Origin of the sequence: Limnohabitans sp. DM1, from assembly GCF_001269385.1 — a bacterium.
Taxonomy (GTDB): domain Bacteria; phylum Pseudomonadota; class Gammaproteobacteria; order Burkholderiales; family Burkholderiaceae_C; genus Limnohabitans_A.
The window spans coordinates 83920-100939 of the sequence record NZ_CXOO01000027.1 but is presented as its reverse complement, the minus strand read 5'-3'; the positions used below and the strand labels follow the sequence as shown (position 1 = coordinate 100939).

Genomic DNA, 17020 nt, shown 5'->3' with positions numbered 1-17020 from the left:
GATTACCTCAGCTTCAAGGTGGACAAGCCGACCAAACACAGGAGCATGGTGATGATCCAGAAACGCACCACCACTTGCGTTTCTTTCCAGCCGCTCTTTTCAAAATGGTGGTGCAAGGGCGCCATCTTCAGGATGCGTCGGCCCTCGCCGTATTTCTTTTTGGTGTACTTGAAGTAGGTCACCTGGGCCATCACCGACAAGGCCTCGACCACGAAGATGCCACCCATGATGGCCAGCACGATTTCCTGGCGCACGATGACGGCAATGGTGCCCAAGGCACCGCCCAGCGCCAGCGCGCCCACGTCGCCCATGAAGACCTGCGCGGGGTGTGTGTTGAACCACAAGAAGGCCAAACCGGCCCCCGCCATGGCCGAGCAGAAAATCATCAATTCGCCGGAACCCGGAATGTGGGGCAGGAACAGGTATTTGGCGTAAACCGAACTGCCGGTCACGTACGCAAACACACCCAGTGCCGAACCGACCATGACCACCGGCATGATGGCCAGTCCGTCCAGGCCATCGGTCAGGTTGACCGCGTTGCTGGCCCCCACAATGACCAGGTAGGACAAGATCACAAAGCCAAACACGCCCAGGGGGTAGCTGACTTCCTTGAAAAAGGGCACCATCAAACCAGCTTTGGGTGGCAAGTTGACGTCAAAACCGGACATGACCCAATTGGCGAACAAATCCACCACCCGCAGGTTGGAACTCTCGGAAATGCTGAAGACCAGGTACAAGGCCGCCAACAAACCGATCACCGACTGCCAGAAATACTTTTCACGCGAGGGCATGCCTTCGGGGTCTTTGTTGACCACCTTGCGCCAGTCATCGACCCAGCCCACAGCGCCAAAGCCCAAGGTCACGATCAGCACGATCCAGACAAAGCGGTTGGACAGGTCAAACCACAACAAGGTGGACACGGCAATCGACAGCAAAATCAGCACCCCGCCCATGGTGGGCGTGCCGCTTTTGGACAGATGCGACTCCATGCCATAGCCCCGGATGGGCTGCCCGATCTTGAGCGCTGTCAGGCGCCGGATCACGGCAGGCCCTGCGGCCAGGCCAATCAACAGCGCTGTCAGCGCCGCCATCACGGCCCGGAAGGTGATGTACTGAAAAACACGCAAAAAGCCCCACTCCGGGGACAAACCTTGCAACCATTGCGCCAAGCTAAGCAGCATGCGCTTCTCCCTGTTGTGTGTGTTGTGAAGCGCCTTGCGCGATCAGCGCATCCACCACCCGCTCCATCTTCATGAAACGCGAGCCTTTGACCACGATGCTTTGAAAATCTCGGACGTGTTGGGTGGCAACATCCAGCAAGGCGGTCATGTCCTCAAAGTGTTGTGCACCGGCGCATGCTCTGCTGAATGCTTGTTGCGCATGCACGCTCATGTCACCCAGGGTGTAGAGCGCCTGAACACCGCGCGCGGCAGCATAAGCGCCCACTTCGGCGTGAAACTCCGGCCCCTGGTTGCCCACTTCCCCCATGTCCCCCAGCACCAACAAACGCGGTCCCGGCAACTCGGCCAGCACGTCGATGGCGGCCAGCACCGAATCGGGGTTGGCGTTGTAGGTGTCGTCCACCAGCGTGATCTCGGTGCCAGGCACCACGCAGGCCCGTGAACGGCCTTTGACCGGCTCGAAGGCCTGCAAGCCTTGGGCCACAGCTTCAAGCGGCACTCCGGCGGCCAGGGCACAAGCGCTGGCGGCCAAGGCGTTTTTGACGTTGTGGCGTCCGGCGATGTGCACACGCACGGGGGCCGTGCCTTCAGGGGTTTTGAGGGTGAATTGCCAGGCCCCCGATTGCCACAGCACCACAGCAGCACTGACGTCGGCTTGCTGCAGGGCAAAGGTGCGCTGGGCACGCTGGCCCGCCAGTGCCTGCCAGATGCCGGTGTAATCCTCATCGGCCGGGAAGATGGCGACGCCGCTGCCTGGCAAAGCTTGCAGCACAGCGCCGTTTTCTCGCGCCACGGCCTCCACGGTGCCCATGAATTCCTGATGTTCGCGCTGCGCGTTGTTGACGAGCGCCACCGTGGGCTGCGCCATGCGGGCCAGGGCGGCGATTTCACCGGGGTGGTTCATGCCGAGCTCGACCACGGCGATGCGGTGATGCGCACGCAGATTGAACAAGGTCAGGGGCACACCAATGTCGTTGTTGAAATTGCCTTGCGTGGACAAGGCATCGGCCCCGGCGTAGGCCCGCAGGATCGAGGCGATCATTTGCGTCACGGTGGTCTTACCATTGCTGCCGGTGACCGCGATCACGGGCAAATCAAACTGGGCTCGCCAGCCCGCGGCCAACTCGCCCAGGGCGATGCGCGCATCCGGCACCAGCAAGGCGGGCAAACCCAAAGCGGCCGCTGTGTCCTGGCCTGAGGGTTCGCACACCACAGCCACAGCGCCTTGGGTCTGGGCTTGGGCCATAAACTGGTTGCCGTCAAAACGCTCGCCGCGCAGGGCCACAAACAGATCCCCGGCTTGCACACTGCGGCTGTCGGTATGCACACGCTGGGCCAGCACGCGGTCCAGGCGTTCGCCACGGGCCCCGCTGAGCCACGTCAGCGCCAGCTGCAGATTCAGTTGCATGTCGCTCATGCCGCCACTCCCTGGGGCGTGCGCCGTTGCAGGGCCGCCTGGACCTGCGCCACATCAGAAAACGGTTGGCGCACGCCCAAAATTTCTTGATAGGTTTCGTGGCCCTTGCCCGCCACCAAAACCACATCGCGTGCGTCAGCCTGTGCCACCACAAGTGCAATGGCCGCCGCACGGTCCAGCTGAATCTGCACTTGCGCGGGCTTTTGGAGGCCCTGGACCATTTGCGCCACGATGGCTTCAGGCGATTCCGAGCGTGGGTTGTCGCTGGTCAGTACCACTTGATCGGCACAGGCCTCTGCAGCAGCGGCCATCAAGGGGCGCTTGTGCGGATCACGATCACCGCCGCAGCCCAGAACACACCACAAGCGGCCGCCGCGCTGCACCGCTTGCTGGCGCAAGGCTGTCAGGGCATGCCACACGGCATCGGGGGTGTGGGCGTAGTCCACCAGCACGCAAGGCGCGTCGGCCTGCGTGCCCACGCGCTGCATGCGCCCAGGCACCGCCGAGAGCTGCGAGCATGCTTGCACGGCGTCGGCCAGTGCCACGCCCAAAGCGCGCAGGCTGCCGATCACTCCGAGCAAGTTGTCGATGTTGAAGTCACCCACCAAGGCCGTGTGCAGGGTGTGTGCCTGATCGCCTTCGCGCACTTCAAACACCAGCCCGTCCGGACTCGGCACTGCACGGGCTTGCAGACGGGCCGCCGACTGGCGAGAGCATGTCCACACGACCAGATCGCCCTGGCGCAAGCGCTCAGCCAGCCGGGACCCTTGAGGGTCGTCGATGTTGATCACAGCAGCCTGCAGACCGGGCCAGTCAAACAGCGCTTCTTTGGCCGCCCAGTAGGCGTTCATGTCGGCGTGGTAATCCAGATGGTCCTGGGTGAAATTGGTAAAGACGGCGACACGGATGTGCGTGCCGGCCAGGCGGTACTCGGCCAGGCCAATCGAAGAGGCTTCCATCGCGCAATGGGTGACACCGCCATCCACAAAAGCACGGAATTGGTGTTGCAGCAACACCGGGTCGGGTGTGGTCATGCCGGTGCTGCGCAGCTGCGGCAATTGGCCCACACCCAGCGTTCCCACCAGGCCGCAGGGCTGCTTGAGCACAGCAGACGACAAGGCTTGCGCCAGCCACCAGGCGGTCGATGTCTTGCCATTGGTGCCGGTCACGGCCAGCACGCTCAGGGCATGGCTGGGGTGTGCGTAATACACATCGGCCACATCGCCGGTCCGGGCTTTGAGACCTGACAGGGCCGCCAGGCGAGGGTCGGCGTCTGCCCCGTTCAGGGCAGGCCAGGCCTGCAGCCCGTGTTGCTCCATCAAACAGGCGCTGGCGCCTTGCGCCAAGGCTTGCGCCACATATTGGCGGCCATCGGTGGCCGCACCGGGCCAGGCGATGAAGGCATCGCCGGGCTGAACCTGGCGGCTGTCCGTGCGCAACTGCCCCGTCACGCGCTGGCGCAACCATTGGGCCGCTTCCATAGGGCTGTGCAAGGTCTGCATCAGAACGACTCCTCCACGGCATGCGCCACCACTTGGGGCTTGACGGCCATGTCCGGCTGAACCCCCAGCAGACGCAGCGTTTGCTGCACGGTCTGGCTGAACACGGGCGCCGCCACTTCGCCACCGTAGTAGCGGCCATTGCTGGGCTCATCAATCATCACGGCCACGACGATGCGTGGTGCCTCAATCGGGGCCATGCCCACGAAGAAGCCACGGTATTTTTTGCTCGCGTAGCCTTTGCCTTCTTGCTTGCGCGCCGTGCCCGATTTACCCCCCACGGAATACCCCATGGTCTGTGCTTTGGGGGCTGTGCCGCCTGGGCCTGCTGCCATTTGCAGCATCTTGCGCATGGACTTGGCGTGTTGCGCGCTGATCACACGGGTGCCTGCGACCTGATGCTCGGTTTTCATGAGGGTGGAGGGCACCACCTCACCATCGCGGGCAAAGATGGTGTAGGCCCGGGCCACCTGGAACAAGCTGGCCGAAATGCCGTAGCCATAACTCATCGTGGCCTGCTCAATGGGACGCCAGGTTTTGTATGGGCGCAAGCGCCCTGCCACCACACCCGGAAACGGCAACTGCGGTTTTTGACCAAACCCGACCTGGGTGAACATCTCCCACATGTCGTGGGCTTGCATTTGCATGGCCATCTTGACCGTGCCCACGTTGCTCGACTTCTGGATCACTTCGCTGACGGTGAGCATGCCATGCGGGTGCGCGTCGGTGATGGTCGAGCCGGTGATGTTGATGCGCCCTGGAGCGGTTTGAATGGGCGTCTCGGGTTTGACGATGCCTTTTTCAAGCGCCAATGAAACCGCAAAGGGTTTCATCGTAGAGCCGGGCTCAAAGGTGTCGGTCAAGGCGCGGTTGCGCAATTGTTCGCCGCTCAGGTTGACCCGCTTGGCCGGTGAATAGCTGGGGTAGTTGGCCAGTGCCAGTATCTCGCCCGACTGGGCATCGAGCACCACCACACTGCCCGCTTTGGCCTTGTGCTCCAGCACCGCCTCTCGCAACTTCTGGTAGGCAAAAAACTGCACCTTGCTGTCAATGCTCAACTGCAAATCCTGCCCATCTACGGGCGGCACCGTTTCACCCACGTCTTCGACCACCCGGCCAAAACGGTCCTTGATGACACGCCGCGAGCCCGCTTGACCGGACAGCTGCTTTTGAAAGACCAACTCGACGCCCTCTTGGCCCTGATCTTCCACATTGGTAAAGCCCACGATGTGGGCTGCAGCTTCCCCTTCGGGATACAGACGCTTGTATTCCTTGATGTCATAAACACCTTTGATGCCCAGCGCCAAAATCTCTTTGACCACCGACTCATCGAGCTGCCTGCGCAGCCAGACAAATGTCTTTTCGTCATCCTTGAGTTTGCGCTCCAACTCCGCCGTGCTCATGTCCAGCAAACGGGCGAGTTCGCGCTCTTTGAGCTGATCACGGTCCATTTCATCCGGGTTGGCCCAGATGCTGGGGGCAGGCACACTGGAGGCGAGCAACACACCGTTGCGATCCAACACACGGCCCCGGTTGGCAGGCAATGTCAGGGTGCGGGCAAAGCGGACCTCACCTTGGCGGATGAAAAAATCATTGGCAATCACCTGCACATAGATGGCACGTGCCATCAAGCCTAGAAAGCCCAAAGCGATGGCGGCCACAATGAACTTGCTGCGCCAAACGGGCGTCTTGCTGGCCAGCAAGGGGCTTGATGACAACTGCACGCTGCGGGCGCTCATGGCGCGACCCCTTTGTGCGCAGCAGATGCAGCCGTCACGTACTGCGTGATGGCCGGTGTGGCATCGCGCATTTGCAGCTGTTGGCGTGCAATCTGCTCCACCCGCAAAGGTGTGGCTTGCGCCCGGCGCTCGATCTGCAGGCGGTCTTGCTCAAGCTCCAGACGTTTGGTCTCTTTGCGCGCGCTCTCCAGGGCCATGAACATCCGGCGTGACTCGTAATGGCTGTGCACCAGCGCCAAGGCACTGAGCACCACCGCCACCAGCAACACAAGGTTCAAACGGGTCATGCAGGCACCCCCGTGCGCTCAGCCACGCGCATGATGGCGCTGCGTGAACGCGGGTTGCCACGCACTTCTTCTTCACTTGGCTTGACACGACCCAGCGCTTTCAGGCGCATGGCCACGGGCGCTGCGAACGGCACACGCCTGTCAACCACCTCTTTGGAGTGCTTGGCGATGAATTGTTTGACGATGCGGTCTTCCAGCGAATGGAAGCTGATCACCACCAGACGCCCGCCCTCTGCCAACACACTCAAACTGGCCTCTAGCGCCTGTTCGAGCTCTTCAAGTTCGGCATTGATGAAAATCCGAAAAGCCTGAAATGTCCGCGTTGCAGGGTTCTGACCCGGCTCGCGGGTTTTGACCGTGTCAGCCACGAGCTGGGCCAAATCGGAGGTGCTTGAAATTGGGCCCCGCTCTTGTCGGCGAGCCACAAGCGCCTTTGCAATCTGAAAAGCAAACCGTTCTTCGCCATAGTCACGTATCACCTCCGTGATTTGATCCACTGTTGCCGTTGCCAGCCAATCGGCCACACTTTCGCCGCGCGTGGTGTCCATGCGCATGTCCAGCGGGCCGTCGAAACGAAAAGAAAAACCCCTCTCGGGGCTGTCAATCTGCGGGGAGCTGATGCCCAGATCCATCAGCACACCATCGACACTGCCAGCGGGCAGCTCTGCCAGGTGCGAGAAACCATCGTGCCGAATGGCAAACCGGGCATCGTCTATGCGCCCGGCCTCGGTAATCGCTTCCAGATCCTTGTCAAAGGCCTGCAAACGCCCCTGCGCGGACAAACGCGAAAGAATCAGGCGCGAGTGCCCTCCTCGCCCGAATGTGCAGTCCACATAAGCGCCGTCAGCACCGGCTGCGCCATCGAGCAGGGCGTCAGCGGCTTCTTGCAAAAGCACCGTGGTGTGGGTGAGTGTGGGCGTGCTCATGGCGTTCAGAAGGCAAAGTCCTTGAACACATCGGGCATCTCGGCCTGCATGGCCATGGCCTCTTGTGCGTCGTAGACGGTTTTGTCCCACAGCTCAAAATAGGCCCCCATGCCCAGCAGCATGGTGTCTTTAGTGATGCCTGCAGCTTGTCGCAACTCAGGAGAAATCAACACGCGGCCGGTGCCGTCCATCTCCACATCCATGGCATTGCCCAAAAAAATACGCCGCCACCACTGCCCCGACATGGGCAACTGGGCAATGCGCTCGCGGAATTTTTCCCACTCGGGGCGAGGGAACATCATCAAACAACCATGGGGGTGCTTGGTGATGGTCAGCTGACCTTGTGCAGTGGCGCTCAGCACGTCACGATGCCGGGTCGGCACAGACAGCCGCCCCTTGGCATCCAGACTCAGCGATGAAGCCCCTTGAAACACTGCAAAGACCCTTTTTCAGTTGCAAACGACAATCAGGGGCACTTTTACCCACTAAATTGCACTTTTTTGCACTGTATCAGGAATTCAGGTCACCAGAAAGCCGCTCTGTCAGAATTTTTTCAATGAAATCAATAGCTTAGCGAAGAAACCAAAACTTTAAAAAGAAGGAATTTCTTTTCAAAGCAAACACTTAGGGATTGGAGTGAAAGTTGTGCCTGAAGAAATAAAAAACACAAATTCAGAATATTTAATAAAAAATAAATGACCAAGAAGATGCTTCACCAAAAGCAACAAGTAGTCAGTTCTACCCATTTGAGAGTACGAGGACAAACAAGTCTTGCACCATGGCGTGCGCAAGCGGTAAACCACGCGCCTCGTTGTGACGGGGAAAAAGCACGGCTCCTTGCCGCGACGGAATTCGTCATTGCGAGTAAGGCAGGGCAATCCAGCAACTTACGGCTGATTTGACACGCCTGCTCAATTGAGCGCCGCAACTGGACCGCCGCGTCGCAAGCTCCTCGCAGTAACGAGGGAAAAAAGCACGCGCCTCGCAGTAATGAGGGAACGTGGTGGGCGCCCCCGATACAGGCTCAGTCGCCAAACATCTTCTGTTTGAGCTCACGGCGCTGCTGCGCTTCCAGCGACAAAGTGGCTGTGGGGCGCGCCAGCAAGCGGCCCACGCCAATGGGTTCGCCGGTTTCATCGCAATAGCCGTAGTCACCAGCATCAATCAGCATGATGGATTGTTCGATTTTCTTGAGCAACTTGCGCTCACGGTCGCGGGTGCGCAATTCCAGCGCATGTTCTTCTTCGATCGTGGCCCGGTCAGCCGGATCGGGCACCACCACGGTGTCTTCACGCAAATGCTCGGTGGTTTCACCGGCACTGTTGAGGATGTCTTGCTTGAGCTTGACCAGTTTGTGCTTAAAAAACGCCATCTGAACATCGTTCATGTACTCGCTGTCGGGCATGGCCAGAATTTCGGCATCCGTCAACTCTTGCACGCTTTTTGTTTTCCAGTTGTTGGCCAGCTTGGGATCTTTCTTGATCGGCACGAAGGACATGACGGCCGGCGCTGACGCACTGGGCAAGAAACTCGCCTTGGCAGCAGTAGACGCCACAGCTGGCGGCAAAGAAGGCACGGTGATTTGCGCCAGACGCGCCGAGGGGCGGGTGGCACGCACCAATTGATCAGGGCCAGCAGGCACAGCAACGGGGGCAGGGACTTGAACGGCAGTCGCCTTGACAGGCTCCGCTTTTTGAACGGTCATAGTTTTCGCTTGAGAGACAGGCGCTGATTTTTTCACAGGCGCCGCAGAAGCTGCCTTGGATGGGACAGCAGGACTGGGTTGAGAGACTGCAGCAGAGACCTTTTGGGCCGTCGGTTTTGCAGCTTGGGTTTTGGCTTTGGACTCTGGAACGGCTTGGACCGTCTTTTTCGTGGGCACAGTTTTGGCCACTTGGGTCGCGGGTGCGGCTTTGGTGGTTTTTGCAGCAGCCTTGCCCGAGGCGGGAGCTGCCTTGACAGAAGCTGCCGTTTTTTTCGGCTCAGCGGCTTTTGCCTGGGGGCTTGCCGTCTTGCTTGCCGCTTTGTTCGAGGTCTTCACGTCTTGTCTCCTAGCCGTGTGAAAGGGCAGATGAATGCGCATTGCAAAAACACCGCAAACACACAAAACACCTGTTCATGTTCATTTCAAACCCTTGTTATAGACCTTTTGGGGTTCGCAAGCCGCCCTCAAAGGGGAAGCTTTCAGGCGGGCGATTGTAGCGACAAGATGCATCAAAAAACGCCTAGTCACTGATTAAAGACGTGTCTGGCAGAAAAAAGGAGCCGCATCGCCTGGCAGCCCAAAATTCAGACCAGGCATTGCTCCAGTCCCTGCAACAAGATGTCCTTGGGCAAATCGATGCCAATGAAAACCATCTTGCTCATTTTGGTCTCGCCATCGGCCCACATCGGCCCCAAATCGCTGCCCATGAGCTGGTGCACGCCCTGAAAAATGACTTTGCGCTCAGTGCCTCGCATGTTCAGTACACCTTTGTAGCGCAGCATGCGCGGGCCATAAATATTGACGATGGCGCCCAGAAAGTCTTCCAGCTTGGCCGGATCAAACGCCCGCTCGGACCTGAACACAAAACTCTTGACATCATCATCGTGGTGATGGTGGTGTCCATGGCCATGGCTGTGTTCATGCGCATGCGAAGGGTGGTTGCAGTGCTCACCATGTGCATGATCATGATCATGTTGGTGCGAAGGGTGATCGCAATGCTCCCCGTGCGCGTGGTCGTGCCCGTCGTCCTTGAGAAAGTCAGGGTCGATGTCAAGCTTGGCGTTCAGGTTGAAGCCCTTGAGATCAAACACTTCACTCAGCGCCACTTCACCAAAATGCACCACCTTTTGCGGCGCACGCGGGTTCATGTGCTTGAGGCGGTGCTGCAAGGCATCCAGCTCCTGGGGCGACACCAGATCGGCCTTGCTGATGAAGATCTGGTCGGCAAAGCCCACCTGGCGGCGCGCTTCCTGGCGGTCATTGAGCTGCTGCGCCGCATGTTTGGCATCCACCAAGGTCAGGATGGAGTCGAGAAGGAAGGTTTCGGCAATCTCGTCGTCCATGAAAAAAGTCTGCGCCACCGGTCCCGGGTCGGCCAGCCCCGTGGTCTCGATCACGATGCGCTCAAAGTCCAACAGCCCCTTGCGGCGCTTGGCGGCCAGCAGCTGCAGCGTAGCGCGCAGGTCTTCGCGGATGGTGCAGCAGATGCAGCCATTGCTCATTTGAATGATCTGCTCTTCGGTATCCGACACCAGGATGTCGTTGTCGATGTTTTCCTCACCAAATTCGTTCTCGATCACGGCGATTTTTTGGCCGTGGGCCTCGGTCAGCACGCGCTTGAGCAGCGTGGTCTTGCCCGAGCCAAGAAAGCCGGTGAGGATGGTCGCAGGAATCAGGGCCATGAAATGCTCCGCAAAAAGATCAACAACAAGAGGTGGGGAGTGTAGCGACGATTGCTGCACGGGTGATGGGCCACGGCTGGTGTCTCACAGATTGACCGGTCTGGTTCTCAAGGGACATCGGGCCCAAGATCAGCATGAAGGCAAGAGATGGGGCCTTCAATTCAATGGCCAATTGCATCCCGTTTGAGGCAGCAAGTGCCTGCTATCAAGTTGAATGCGCCACAGGGGGGTCAGGTATGCTCACAGCGAGTGGCCCTGTTGCAGGGGGTATGCCCCATGACGTCAAGCTCAGGTCGCAGCGCTGGCGCTCAATTCAAGGAGTCGGTATGTTCCGCAGTTTCTTCCTCTCCCGCCGCTGGGCCTTGTGGGCCTGGGGAGGTTTGTTGGTTTTGATCGCCATGGTGTTCATCACGGTGCAGCAAACGGTGCGTCTGAACACCTGGTATGGCGAGTTTTATGACTTGCTGCAAAAGCCTGAACAAGCGGGTGGGCTGGACAAGTTCTGGGGCTTCATGCAGCAGTTTGCGTGGATCGCTTTTCCCTACATGCTGCTGCGCAGTCTGGAGACGTATCTGGCCTCGCATTACGCCTTTCGCTGGCGCCAGGCCATGACCGAGCTGTATCTGCCGCGCTGGCAGCGCACGTTCTACACCGTGGAGGGGGCTTCTCAGCGCATTCAGGAAGATTGCATGCGTTTTGCCCGCCAAACCGAAAACCTGGGGCTGGGCCTGGTGCGGGCAATCTTGACCCTGGCGTCCTTCATTCCCATTTTGTGGGGCTTGTCCAAAGGCATGGCGATTGTGTGGCTGCAGTTTGAGGGCTCACTTTTTTGGGTGGCACTGATCACGGCCTTGGGCGGCACGGTGTTGTCGTGGTTTGTAGGCATTCGCCTGCCGGGCCTGGAATACAACAACCAAAAGACCGAAGCGGCCTTGCGCAAGGCGCTGGTGTATGCCGAGGACGACCGCAGCCGCATGGATTTGTCGCAGGCCCTGAGCCTGTTTACAGGGGTGCGGCTGAACAATTTCCGGCTGTTCAACCACTATGCCTATTTCAACCTCTGGAGCAATCTGTACAGCCAGACGATGGTCATTTTTCCGTACCTGCTGATGGGGCCATCGCTGTTCACGGGCTTGATCACACTGGGCGTGATCCAGCAGGTGAGCAATGCGTTTGGCAAGGTCAACGATGCGTTTTCTTACCTGATTGAGCGCTGGACCGACATCACCGAGCTGCGCTCCATCTACAAGCGCCTGACCGAGTTTGAAAAGGGTCTGGCCTGAGCATCACTTGGGTTTGCGGCGCTTGAGGGGGCTGAACTCAGGTGGCGCTGCCAATGTCCGGGGGCATGGCATGGATCGCTTGGAGCGCCTGCAAGGCCTCTGCATCGGTGCGGTACATCTTGAGGAAGGGTCCCTCACTCAATTCGCCCGCCCGGCGCAAGGTGGTCTCCACTGGCAATTTGATGCCGCTGATGTGCAAGGTGATACCCCGGCTGGCCAATTGACGATGGATTTGCCCGAAAGTTTCCACGCCCGTGGCGTCGATGCGGTTGATGGGATGCGCAAACAAGCAGACATGGCGGGTGTCCGGTTGACGCGCCAGGTGAGCTGCGATGGCGCGCTCAAAGTCGCTGGAGGCCGCAAAGTCGAGTTCGGCATCCATGCGCAAGGCATACAGATGGGGCGCCAAAGGCGGCAGTTTCCACAGATGGCGGTCACGCAAGCTGCCATCAGGGTGCAAGCCCACCTCAATGATGCGCGGGTGCAGCCGGGTGTGCAGAAAGTGACTCAGCCCCAGCAAAACACCGGTCATCACGCCCCAATAAATGCGCGGGGCGGTGGCCAGCGTGATGCCAAAAGTCACGCCAGCGGTGAGGGTTTCGATCCGGTCAATGCGCCAAATCCTTAAAAACTGCCGGGGCTGAAAAAGGTTGAGCACGGCCACGATGACGGCCGCCGACATGACTGAGCGCGGCACGTAGGCCAGTGCAGGCATGAGGAGCAGCAAGGCCAGCAACACAAAGCCCACCGATGCCACCACCGCCCAGCCCGAGCGTGCGCCTGCATAGAGCATGAGCGCCGAGCGCGAAAATGAAGTGCTGGTCGGGAAGCTGCCTGAGAAGGCTGAGGCCAGTTTGGCCAAACCCTGGCTGAAGAGTTCGGTGCTGTCGTCCCAGCGCTTGCCGTCGCGCTGGCATTCAATGCGGGCGCTGGACGCTGTTTCCAGAAAGCTCACCAGCGCAATCACCATGGCTGGCACCCACAGCTGGTTGATCACCTCCAGGCCCGGCCAATGGGGCCAATAAAAATCCGGCAGGCCTGCGGGCAACTGTCCGACCACGGCGCCATGGGCCTGGTAATCGGTGGCGTAGCCCACCGCAGAGGCGGCGCCCATCACCAGCATGATGCCGGGCCAGCGGGGTCTGTACCTGCGCAACAACAAGAGCAGCACCAGACTGCTCAGGCCAAACAGTGCAGGCCAGCCGGTCAGCCATGCAGACCAGCTGTGCACATCCCAGCTCCAAGCCTGGATGCCCAGCAAACCCGGCACTTGCGAAGCCATGATCAGCAAGGATGCGGCCTGGGTGAAGCCCATCATGACCGGGGCGCTGACCAGGTTGATGAGCCAGCCGTAATGGCCCAGGCCCAGCAACAGCTGGATGCCCCCCGACAGCAGGGACAACCACACCGCCAGCGCCACCCATTCGGGCGAACCAGGTTCGGCCATACCGGTGAGTGAGGCGCCAATCAGGACGCAGGTCAATGCGGCAGGCCCGACCGATAGTCGCGTGGCACTGCCAAACAGCACCGCCAACAGGGCTGGGATCAGACAGGTGTATAGACCAGTCACCAGCGGCATGCCCGCCAGGCCCGCATAAGCCACAGCCTGCGGCACCATGACCAAGGCCACCGTCAGACCCGCCAGCACTTCGTTGCGGGCCAGCGAGGCACTCAGGCGGGGCCACTGGCGAAAAGTTAAATATCGTTGCATTTCAGACATGACCGATCTTAGCCGCCAGGGCTTCAGCGCTGGGGCATGTCTTTAACAGAGTAGCCCAAGCTCACGGTGGCGTCTTCGGGGATAGCGGGCACAGTGGCGTCCCACGCCTCCCACGCAGCGCGCATGGCCTGCAGGCGCTCGGCTTGGCGTCCGCCCAGGTTGGCACGTTCGCGCTCATCGGACGGGATGTTGAACAGGTAATCGTGGCCATCCACCCGCAGGTATTTGTAGTCGCCCATGCGCAGGGCACGTTGACCCCGGTGGTTCATGCGCCAGTAAAGTGGCCGCTCAAATTGGTGTTGGGCATCACGCAACACGGGGGCCAGAGACACGCCGTCAAACGGCAAGTCATCACTGGCCTTGGCTCCTGCCAATTCGACCATGGTGGCCGACCAGTCCATGGTCATGCAGTGCTGGGTGGATGTGCCGCCGGGCGCGATGACGGCGGGCCAATGCGCGATCCACGGCACACGGATGCCGCCTTCGGTCAGGTCCATCTTGCCGCCCACCAGCGGCCAGTTGTCGCTGAAACGTTCGCCGCCGTTGTCGCTGGTAAAGACGATCAGGGTGTTCTCAAGCTGCCCGGTTTTTCTCAAAGCCTCCACCACCCAACCAATGCCTTCGTCCATGTGGTGGATCATGCGCTGGTAAGTGTGGATGTTGCCGCCGTGCAGGTGGAACAGGTTGTCTTTGACTTCTTGCGCCAGCGCGTGGTCTTCGCGCGTTTCCCAGGGCCAGTGCGGCGCGGTGTAGTGCAGGCTCAAAAAAAAGGGCGTGCCTTGCGCGGCTCCCGGGGCCATGCGCTCCACAAAGTCCACAGCCCGCTTGGAGATCATGTCGGTCAGGTAGCCGTCTTCAGGCGTTTCGTCTTCGCCGGTGAACAGGTCGTGCGCCCCGCTGGAGGCGCAATGTGTGAAGTAGTCCACCCCGCCCGACATGGGGCCAAAAAACTCTTCATAGCCCGATTTGAGGGGGCTGAAGTGCGGTGGGTAACCCAAATGCCACTTGCCGATCAGCGCCGTGCGGTAGCCGCTGGCCTTGAGCAAGGACGGCAGCGTGGGGTGTTCGGGCGGCAAGCCCAGCACGGCGCTGCCCCGGCTGCGGCTGTTGATGGGCTCGTCGGCACCGCCGCGCAGGCGGTACTGGTAGCGCGCGGTCATGAGCGCAAAGCGCGTGGGCGAGCACACGGGTGAGTTGGAGTACCCCTGCGTGAACTTGAGCCCCCCCGCAGCCAACTGATCGAGTACGGGCGAGACCTTGCCGAATTGGGCGTCTCGCCCGCCGTAGCAGCCCAGATCTGCAAAGCCGAGGTCGTCGGCGACGATGAAGATGATGTTGGGGCGTTGTCGTGTGGGGGTGTTCATGGTGGCAATCAATCGACCTTCATGCCCGTGGACTTGACCACGCGGTCATAGCGTTGAGATTGCTCGGCCAGTCGTTTGGCAGCGTCCTGACCGACCAGTCCTTCATAAAACAAATCCATGCCGGTCAGCTGTGTTTGGGTGTCTGGGCGCTTCAATGCGTCTGAGAAGGCTTTTTGCAGCAGCTGCACCACGGGCTCGGGTGTGGCAGCTGGCACCATGGCCACGTAGAGCACTTCGAGCTCCAGGTCCTTCAGGCCGAGTTCGGCCACAGTCGGGATGTCGGGGGCTGAACGCGAGCGCTGACGGCTGGTCACGGCCAATGCATTGACCTTGCCGGCTTTGACATGCGGCAGCATGCCGGGGGTGGCGAGTACGCCAGCATCCACCTCGCCTGCCACCACGGCAGCGACGGCGGGTGCGTTGCCTTTGTAGGGGATATGCTGGATTTTGATCTGGGCCGCATCCATGAAAATTTCTGCAGCCAGATGGCCGGGGCTTCCGCTGCCCGCGCTGCTGAAGTTCAGGCCCTTGCCTTTGCCTTGGGCGATCAGGTCTTTGAGGGTTTTGAAGCCAGTGGAGGGGTGGGCACCGACCAACAAGCCCGAGGAGACCATGACCATGATCGGCCGCAGGTCAGCTGGCTTGAAGGCCATGCTTTTGTAGATGTAGGGGTTGACCGTGAAGGTGGTGTCGATGCCGAACAGCACGGTGTAGCCATCGGCCGGGCTTTTGGCGACAAAGTCAGCCCCGATGTTGCCGCCCGCGCCGGGCTTGTTTTCCACCACCACGGGCTGCTTGTACTGGGTGGTGATGGCTTCACCCACGGTGCGCGCCAAATAGTCCGCCGGGCCGCCCGCAGGAAAATTGGTGATGAATTTGACGGGTTTGCTGGGGTAACTTTGCGCCCAGGACGAGGTCACCGCAGCGCAAGCTGCAAGGCACAAAGCAGCGCTCCAGCGCTTGCGGGAAAGGGAAAAGGTGTTCATGTCAAAAGACTGGGTATCAAGGGTGAAAGGGGCTCAGTCGAGTTGAGCGCCCGTGGCTTGGATGGGTTTTGCCCCAAAGGTTCATTCTCCAAATGGCTTGCCAGGCAAACGTCGGCTTCAAAGTCACGGCTTCCAATGTAGTGTCATGTACGACAATTGATCTAATCAATCATCCCTCTCGAAAACCCTGATGCCCTTGTCGCCCTCCCAACGCTTGGCTTCCATTGACGATTTGCTGTTGTACCGGCTGGGCCGCCTGTCTGCAGTCGCCGGCGTCATGGTGGTGCGCCTGTGCGAAGGCGGCTATGGCATCACCCGGCGCGAATGGGCCGTGATCGCTCAACTCCATCAAAACGGCAGCTTGCCACCATCGGCGTTGGCCGAACGCATGCACCGTGACCGGGCTCGCACTTCGCGCACACTGACCGCTCTGGTTCAGAAAAAGCTGGTGCTGCGCACCATAACCGCCCATGACCGCCGCAGTGCCCGGGTGAGTCTGACCCCGGTAGGCCAACAACTTTATGAAACTTTGATGCCCCAGATTCAGGCCATCAACAGCCAGATCCTGTCGGTCTTGCAACCTGAAGAGACCGCCCTTTTTGATGCAGCACTCGAGCGCATGCAAGGGCGCGCCGAGGCCCTGCTGACAGAGTTGAGCCCGATTCTGCCCAAAGCCAATCGGCGTCAAGGCCAACGCGGCAAGGAACTGACATGACATGTTGTCGCATGGGCCATTGGGCTTGCTGGCTCATGCTGGCCTGGGGTCAGGGTGCCGCGCAGGCGTCTGAGTCCTGGACTGGCTGGGTGAGTTGGGTCATGGACGGAGACACCGTTGTGCTGGTGCGCGAAGGGCACCATGAGCCGGTCAAACTGCGCATCGAAGACATTGATGCACCGGAGACCTGCCAGCCCGGTGGTTCGCAATCGCGCGACACCCTGATCAGCCTGGCCCTGCGCAAACCGGTGCAGGTGATCTCCCATGGGCAAGATGTATACGGCAGGCAAATCGGGCGCTTGTCGGTCAACGGCGTCGATCTGGGCGCCGAGATGGTGCGCCAGGGCATGGCCTGGGCCTACAAATTTCGCACCGGCAAAGGGCCTTATGCGGCTTTGCAGCGGCAGGCACAAAAACAAAAACGCGGCCTGTTTGCCGCCGGTTCGGCCGCCATGTCACCCCCGGTGTTCAGAAAATTCCACGGCAGCTGCCACAGCCAGGATCAAACTTGACCTG

Annotated in this window: 16 protein-coding genes; 4 read left to right on the top strand and 12 right to left on the bottom strand. The window is 60.1% G+C overall.

What is annotated here, in order from left to right:
* Positions 1-2: 2 nt before the first annotated feature.
* The 8 genes from mraY to dksA form a co-directional block, all read right to left on the bottom strand.
* Positions 3-1181, bottom strand: a complete 1179-nt coding sequence (gene mraY / locus AMM33_RS11535) for a phospho-N-acetylmuramoyl-pentapeptide-transferase (protein ID WP_090141473.1) — start codon at positions 1179-1181, stop codon at positions 3-5.
* Positions 1171-2598 carry a UDP-N-acetylmuramoyl-tripeptide--D-alanyl-D-alanine ligase gene (gene murF, locus AMM33_RS11530; RefSeq protein ID WP_090141472.1) on the bottom strand — a complete coding sequence of 476 codons (1428 nt, stop codon included), beginning with the start codon at positions 2596-2598 and terminating at the stop codon, positions 1171-1173. Before murF ends, mraY begins: the two co-directional genes overlap by 11 nt.
* Positions 2595-4100, bottom strand: coding sequence for a UDP-N-acetylmuramoyl-L-alanyl-D-glutamate--2,6-diaminopimelate ligase (locus AMM33_RS11525; RefSeq protein ID WP_090141471.1), 1506 nt, complete (start codon positions 4098-4100; stop codon positions 2595-2597). Before AMM33_RS11525 ends, murF begins: the two co-directional genes overlap by 4 nt.
* Entirely contained in the window at positions 4100-5836 is a 1737-nt protein-coding gene (locus AMM33_RS11520; protein WP_090141470.1) for a peptidoglycan D,D-transpeptidase FtsI family protein, read from the bottom strand. The genes AMM33_RS11525 and AMM33_RS11520 overlap by 1 nt, the downstream gene beginning before the upstream one ends.
* Positions 5833-6123, bottom strand: a complete 291-nt coding sequence (gene ftsL / locus AMM33_RS11515; protein WP_090141469.1) for a cell division protein FtsL — start codon at positions 6121-6123, stop codon at positions 5833-5835. Before ftsL ends, AMM33_RS11520 begins: the two co-directional genes overlap by 4 nt.
* Positions 6120-7049 (bottom strand): 16S rRNA (cytosine(1402)-N(4))-methyltransferase RsmH, encoded by a 930-nt coding sequence (rsmH, locus tag AMM33_RS11510; RefSeq protein WP_090141468.1) that lies wholly within the window; start codon positions 7047-7049, stop codon positions 6120-6122. The genes ftsL and rsmH overlap by 4 nt, the downstream gene beginning before the upstream one ends.
* Before the next feature lie 5 nt (positions 7050-7054).
* Entirely contained in the window at positions 7055-7483 is a 429-nt protein-coding gene (gene mraZ, locus AMM33_RS11505) for a division/cell wall cluster transcriptional repressor MraZ (RefSeq protein WP_090141467.1), read from the bottom strand.
* A gap of 590 nt (positions 7484-8073) precedes the next feature.
* Positions 8074-8754, bottom strand: coding sequence for an RNA polymerase-binding protein DksA (dksA, locus tag AMM33_RS11500; RefSeq protein WP_090141524.1), 681 nt, complete (start codon positions 8752-8754; stop codon positions 8074-8076).
* A gap of 169 nt (positions 8755-8923) precedes the next feature.
* Here dksA and AMM33_RS21990 point away from each other — a divergent pair, with 169 nt between their 5' ends.
* A complete protein-coding gene (locus AMM33_RS21990; RefSeq protein WP_194945415.1) occupies positions 8924-9112 on the top strand; it encodes a hypothetical protein in 189 nt (62 codons plus the stop codon).
* A 226-nt stretch (positions 9113-9338) separates the two neighbouring features.
* Here AMM33_RS21990 and AMM33_RS11495 read toward each other — a convergent pair whose 3' ends face one another.
* Positions 9339-10436, bottom strand: a complete 1098-nt coding sequence (locus AMM33_RS11495; RefSeq protein ID WP_090141466.1) for a CobW family GTP-binding protein — start codon at positions 10434-10436, stop codon at positions 9339-9341.
* Positions 10437-10762: 326 nt separating this feature from the next.
* On the opposite strand from AMM33_RS11495, the gene AMM33_RS11490 reads away from it, so the two are divergent.
* A complete protein-coding gene (locus tag AMM33_RS11490) occupies positions 10763-11719 on the top strand; it encodes a putative transporter (RefSeq protein WP_090141465.1) in 957 nt (318 codons plus the stop codon).
* A gap of 37 nt (positions 11720-11756) precedes the next feature.
* Here the strand turns inward: AMM33_RS11490 and AMM33_RS11485 are convergent, their stop codons facing one another.
* From AMM33_RS11485 to AMM33_RS11475, 3 genes are read right to left on the bottom strand one after another with little or no spacing between them, the layout of a single operon-like run.
* Positions 11757-13439, bottom strand: coding sequence for a SulP family inorganic anion transporter (locus AMM33_RS11485; protein WP_194945405.1), 1683 nt, complete (start codon positions 13437-13439; stop codon positions 11757-11759).
* A 23-nt stretch (positions 13440-13462) separates the two neighbouring features.
* Entirely contained in the window at positions 13463-14803 is a 1341-nt protein-coding gene (locus tag AMM33_RS11480; protein ID WP_090141523.1) for a sulfatase family protein, read from the bottom strand.
* A gap of 8 nt (positions 14804-14811) precedes the next feature.
* Positions 14812-15789, bottom strand: coding sequence for a Bug family tripartite tricarboxylate transporter substrate binding protein (locus tag AMM33_RS11475; protein ID WP_090141461.1), 978 nt, complete (start codon positions 15787-15789; stop codon positions 14812-14814).
* A 214-nt stretch (positions 15790-16003) separates the two neighbouring features.
* Here AMM33_RS11475 and AMM33_RS11470 point away from each other — a divergent pair, with 214 nt between their 5' ends.
* Positions 16004-16504, top strand: coding sequence for a MarR family winged helix-turn-helix transcriptional regulator (locus AMM33_RS11470; RefSeq protein WP_228768087.1), 501 nt, complete (start codon positions 16004-16006; stop codon positions 16502-16504).
* Positions 16501-17016 carry a thermonuclease family protein gene (locus AMM33_RS11465; protein ID WP_228768086.1) on the top strand — a complete coding sequence of 172 codons (516 nt, stop codon included), beginning with the start codon at positions 16501-16503 and terminating at the stop codon, positions 17014-17016. Before AMM33_RS11470 ends, AMM33_RS11465 begins: the two co-directional genes overlap by 4 nt.
* The last annotated feature ends 4 nt before the right edge of the window (positions 17017-17020 follow it).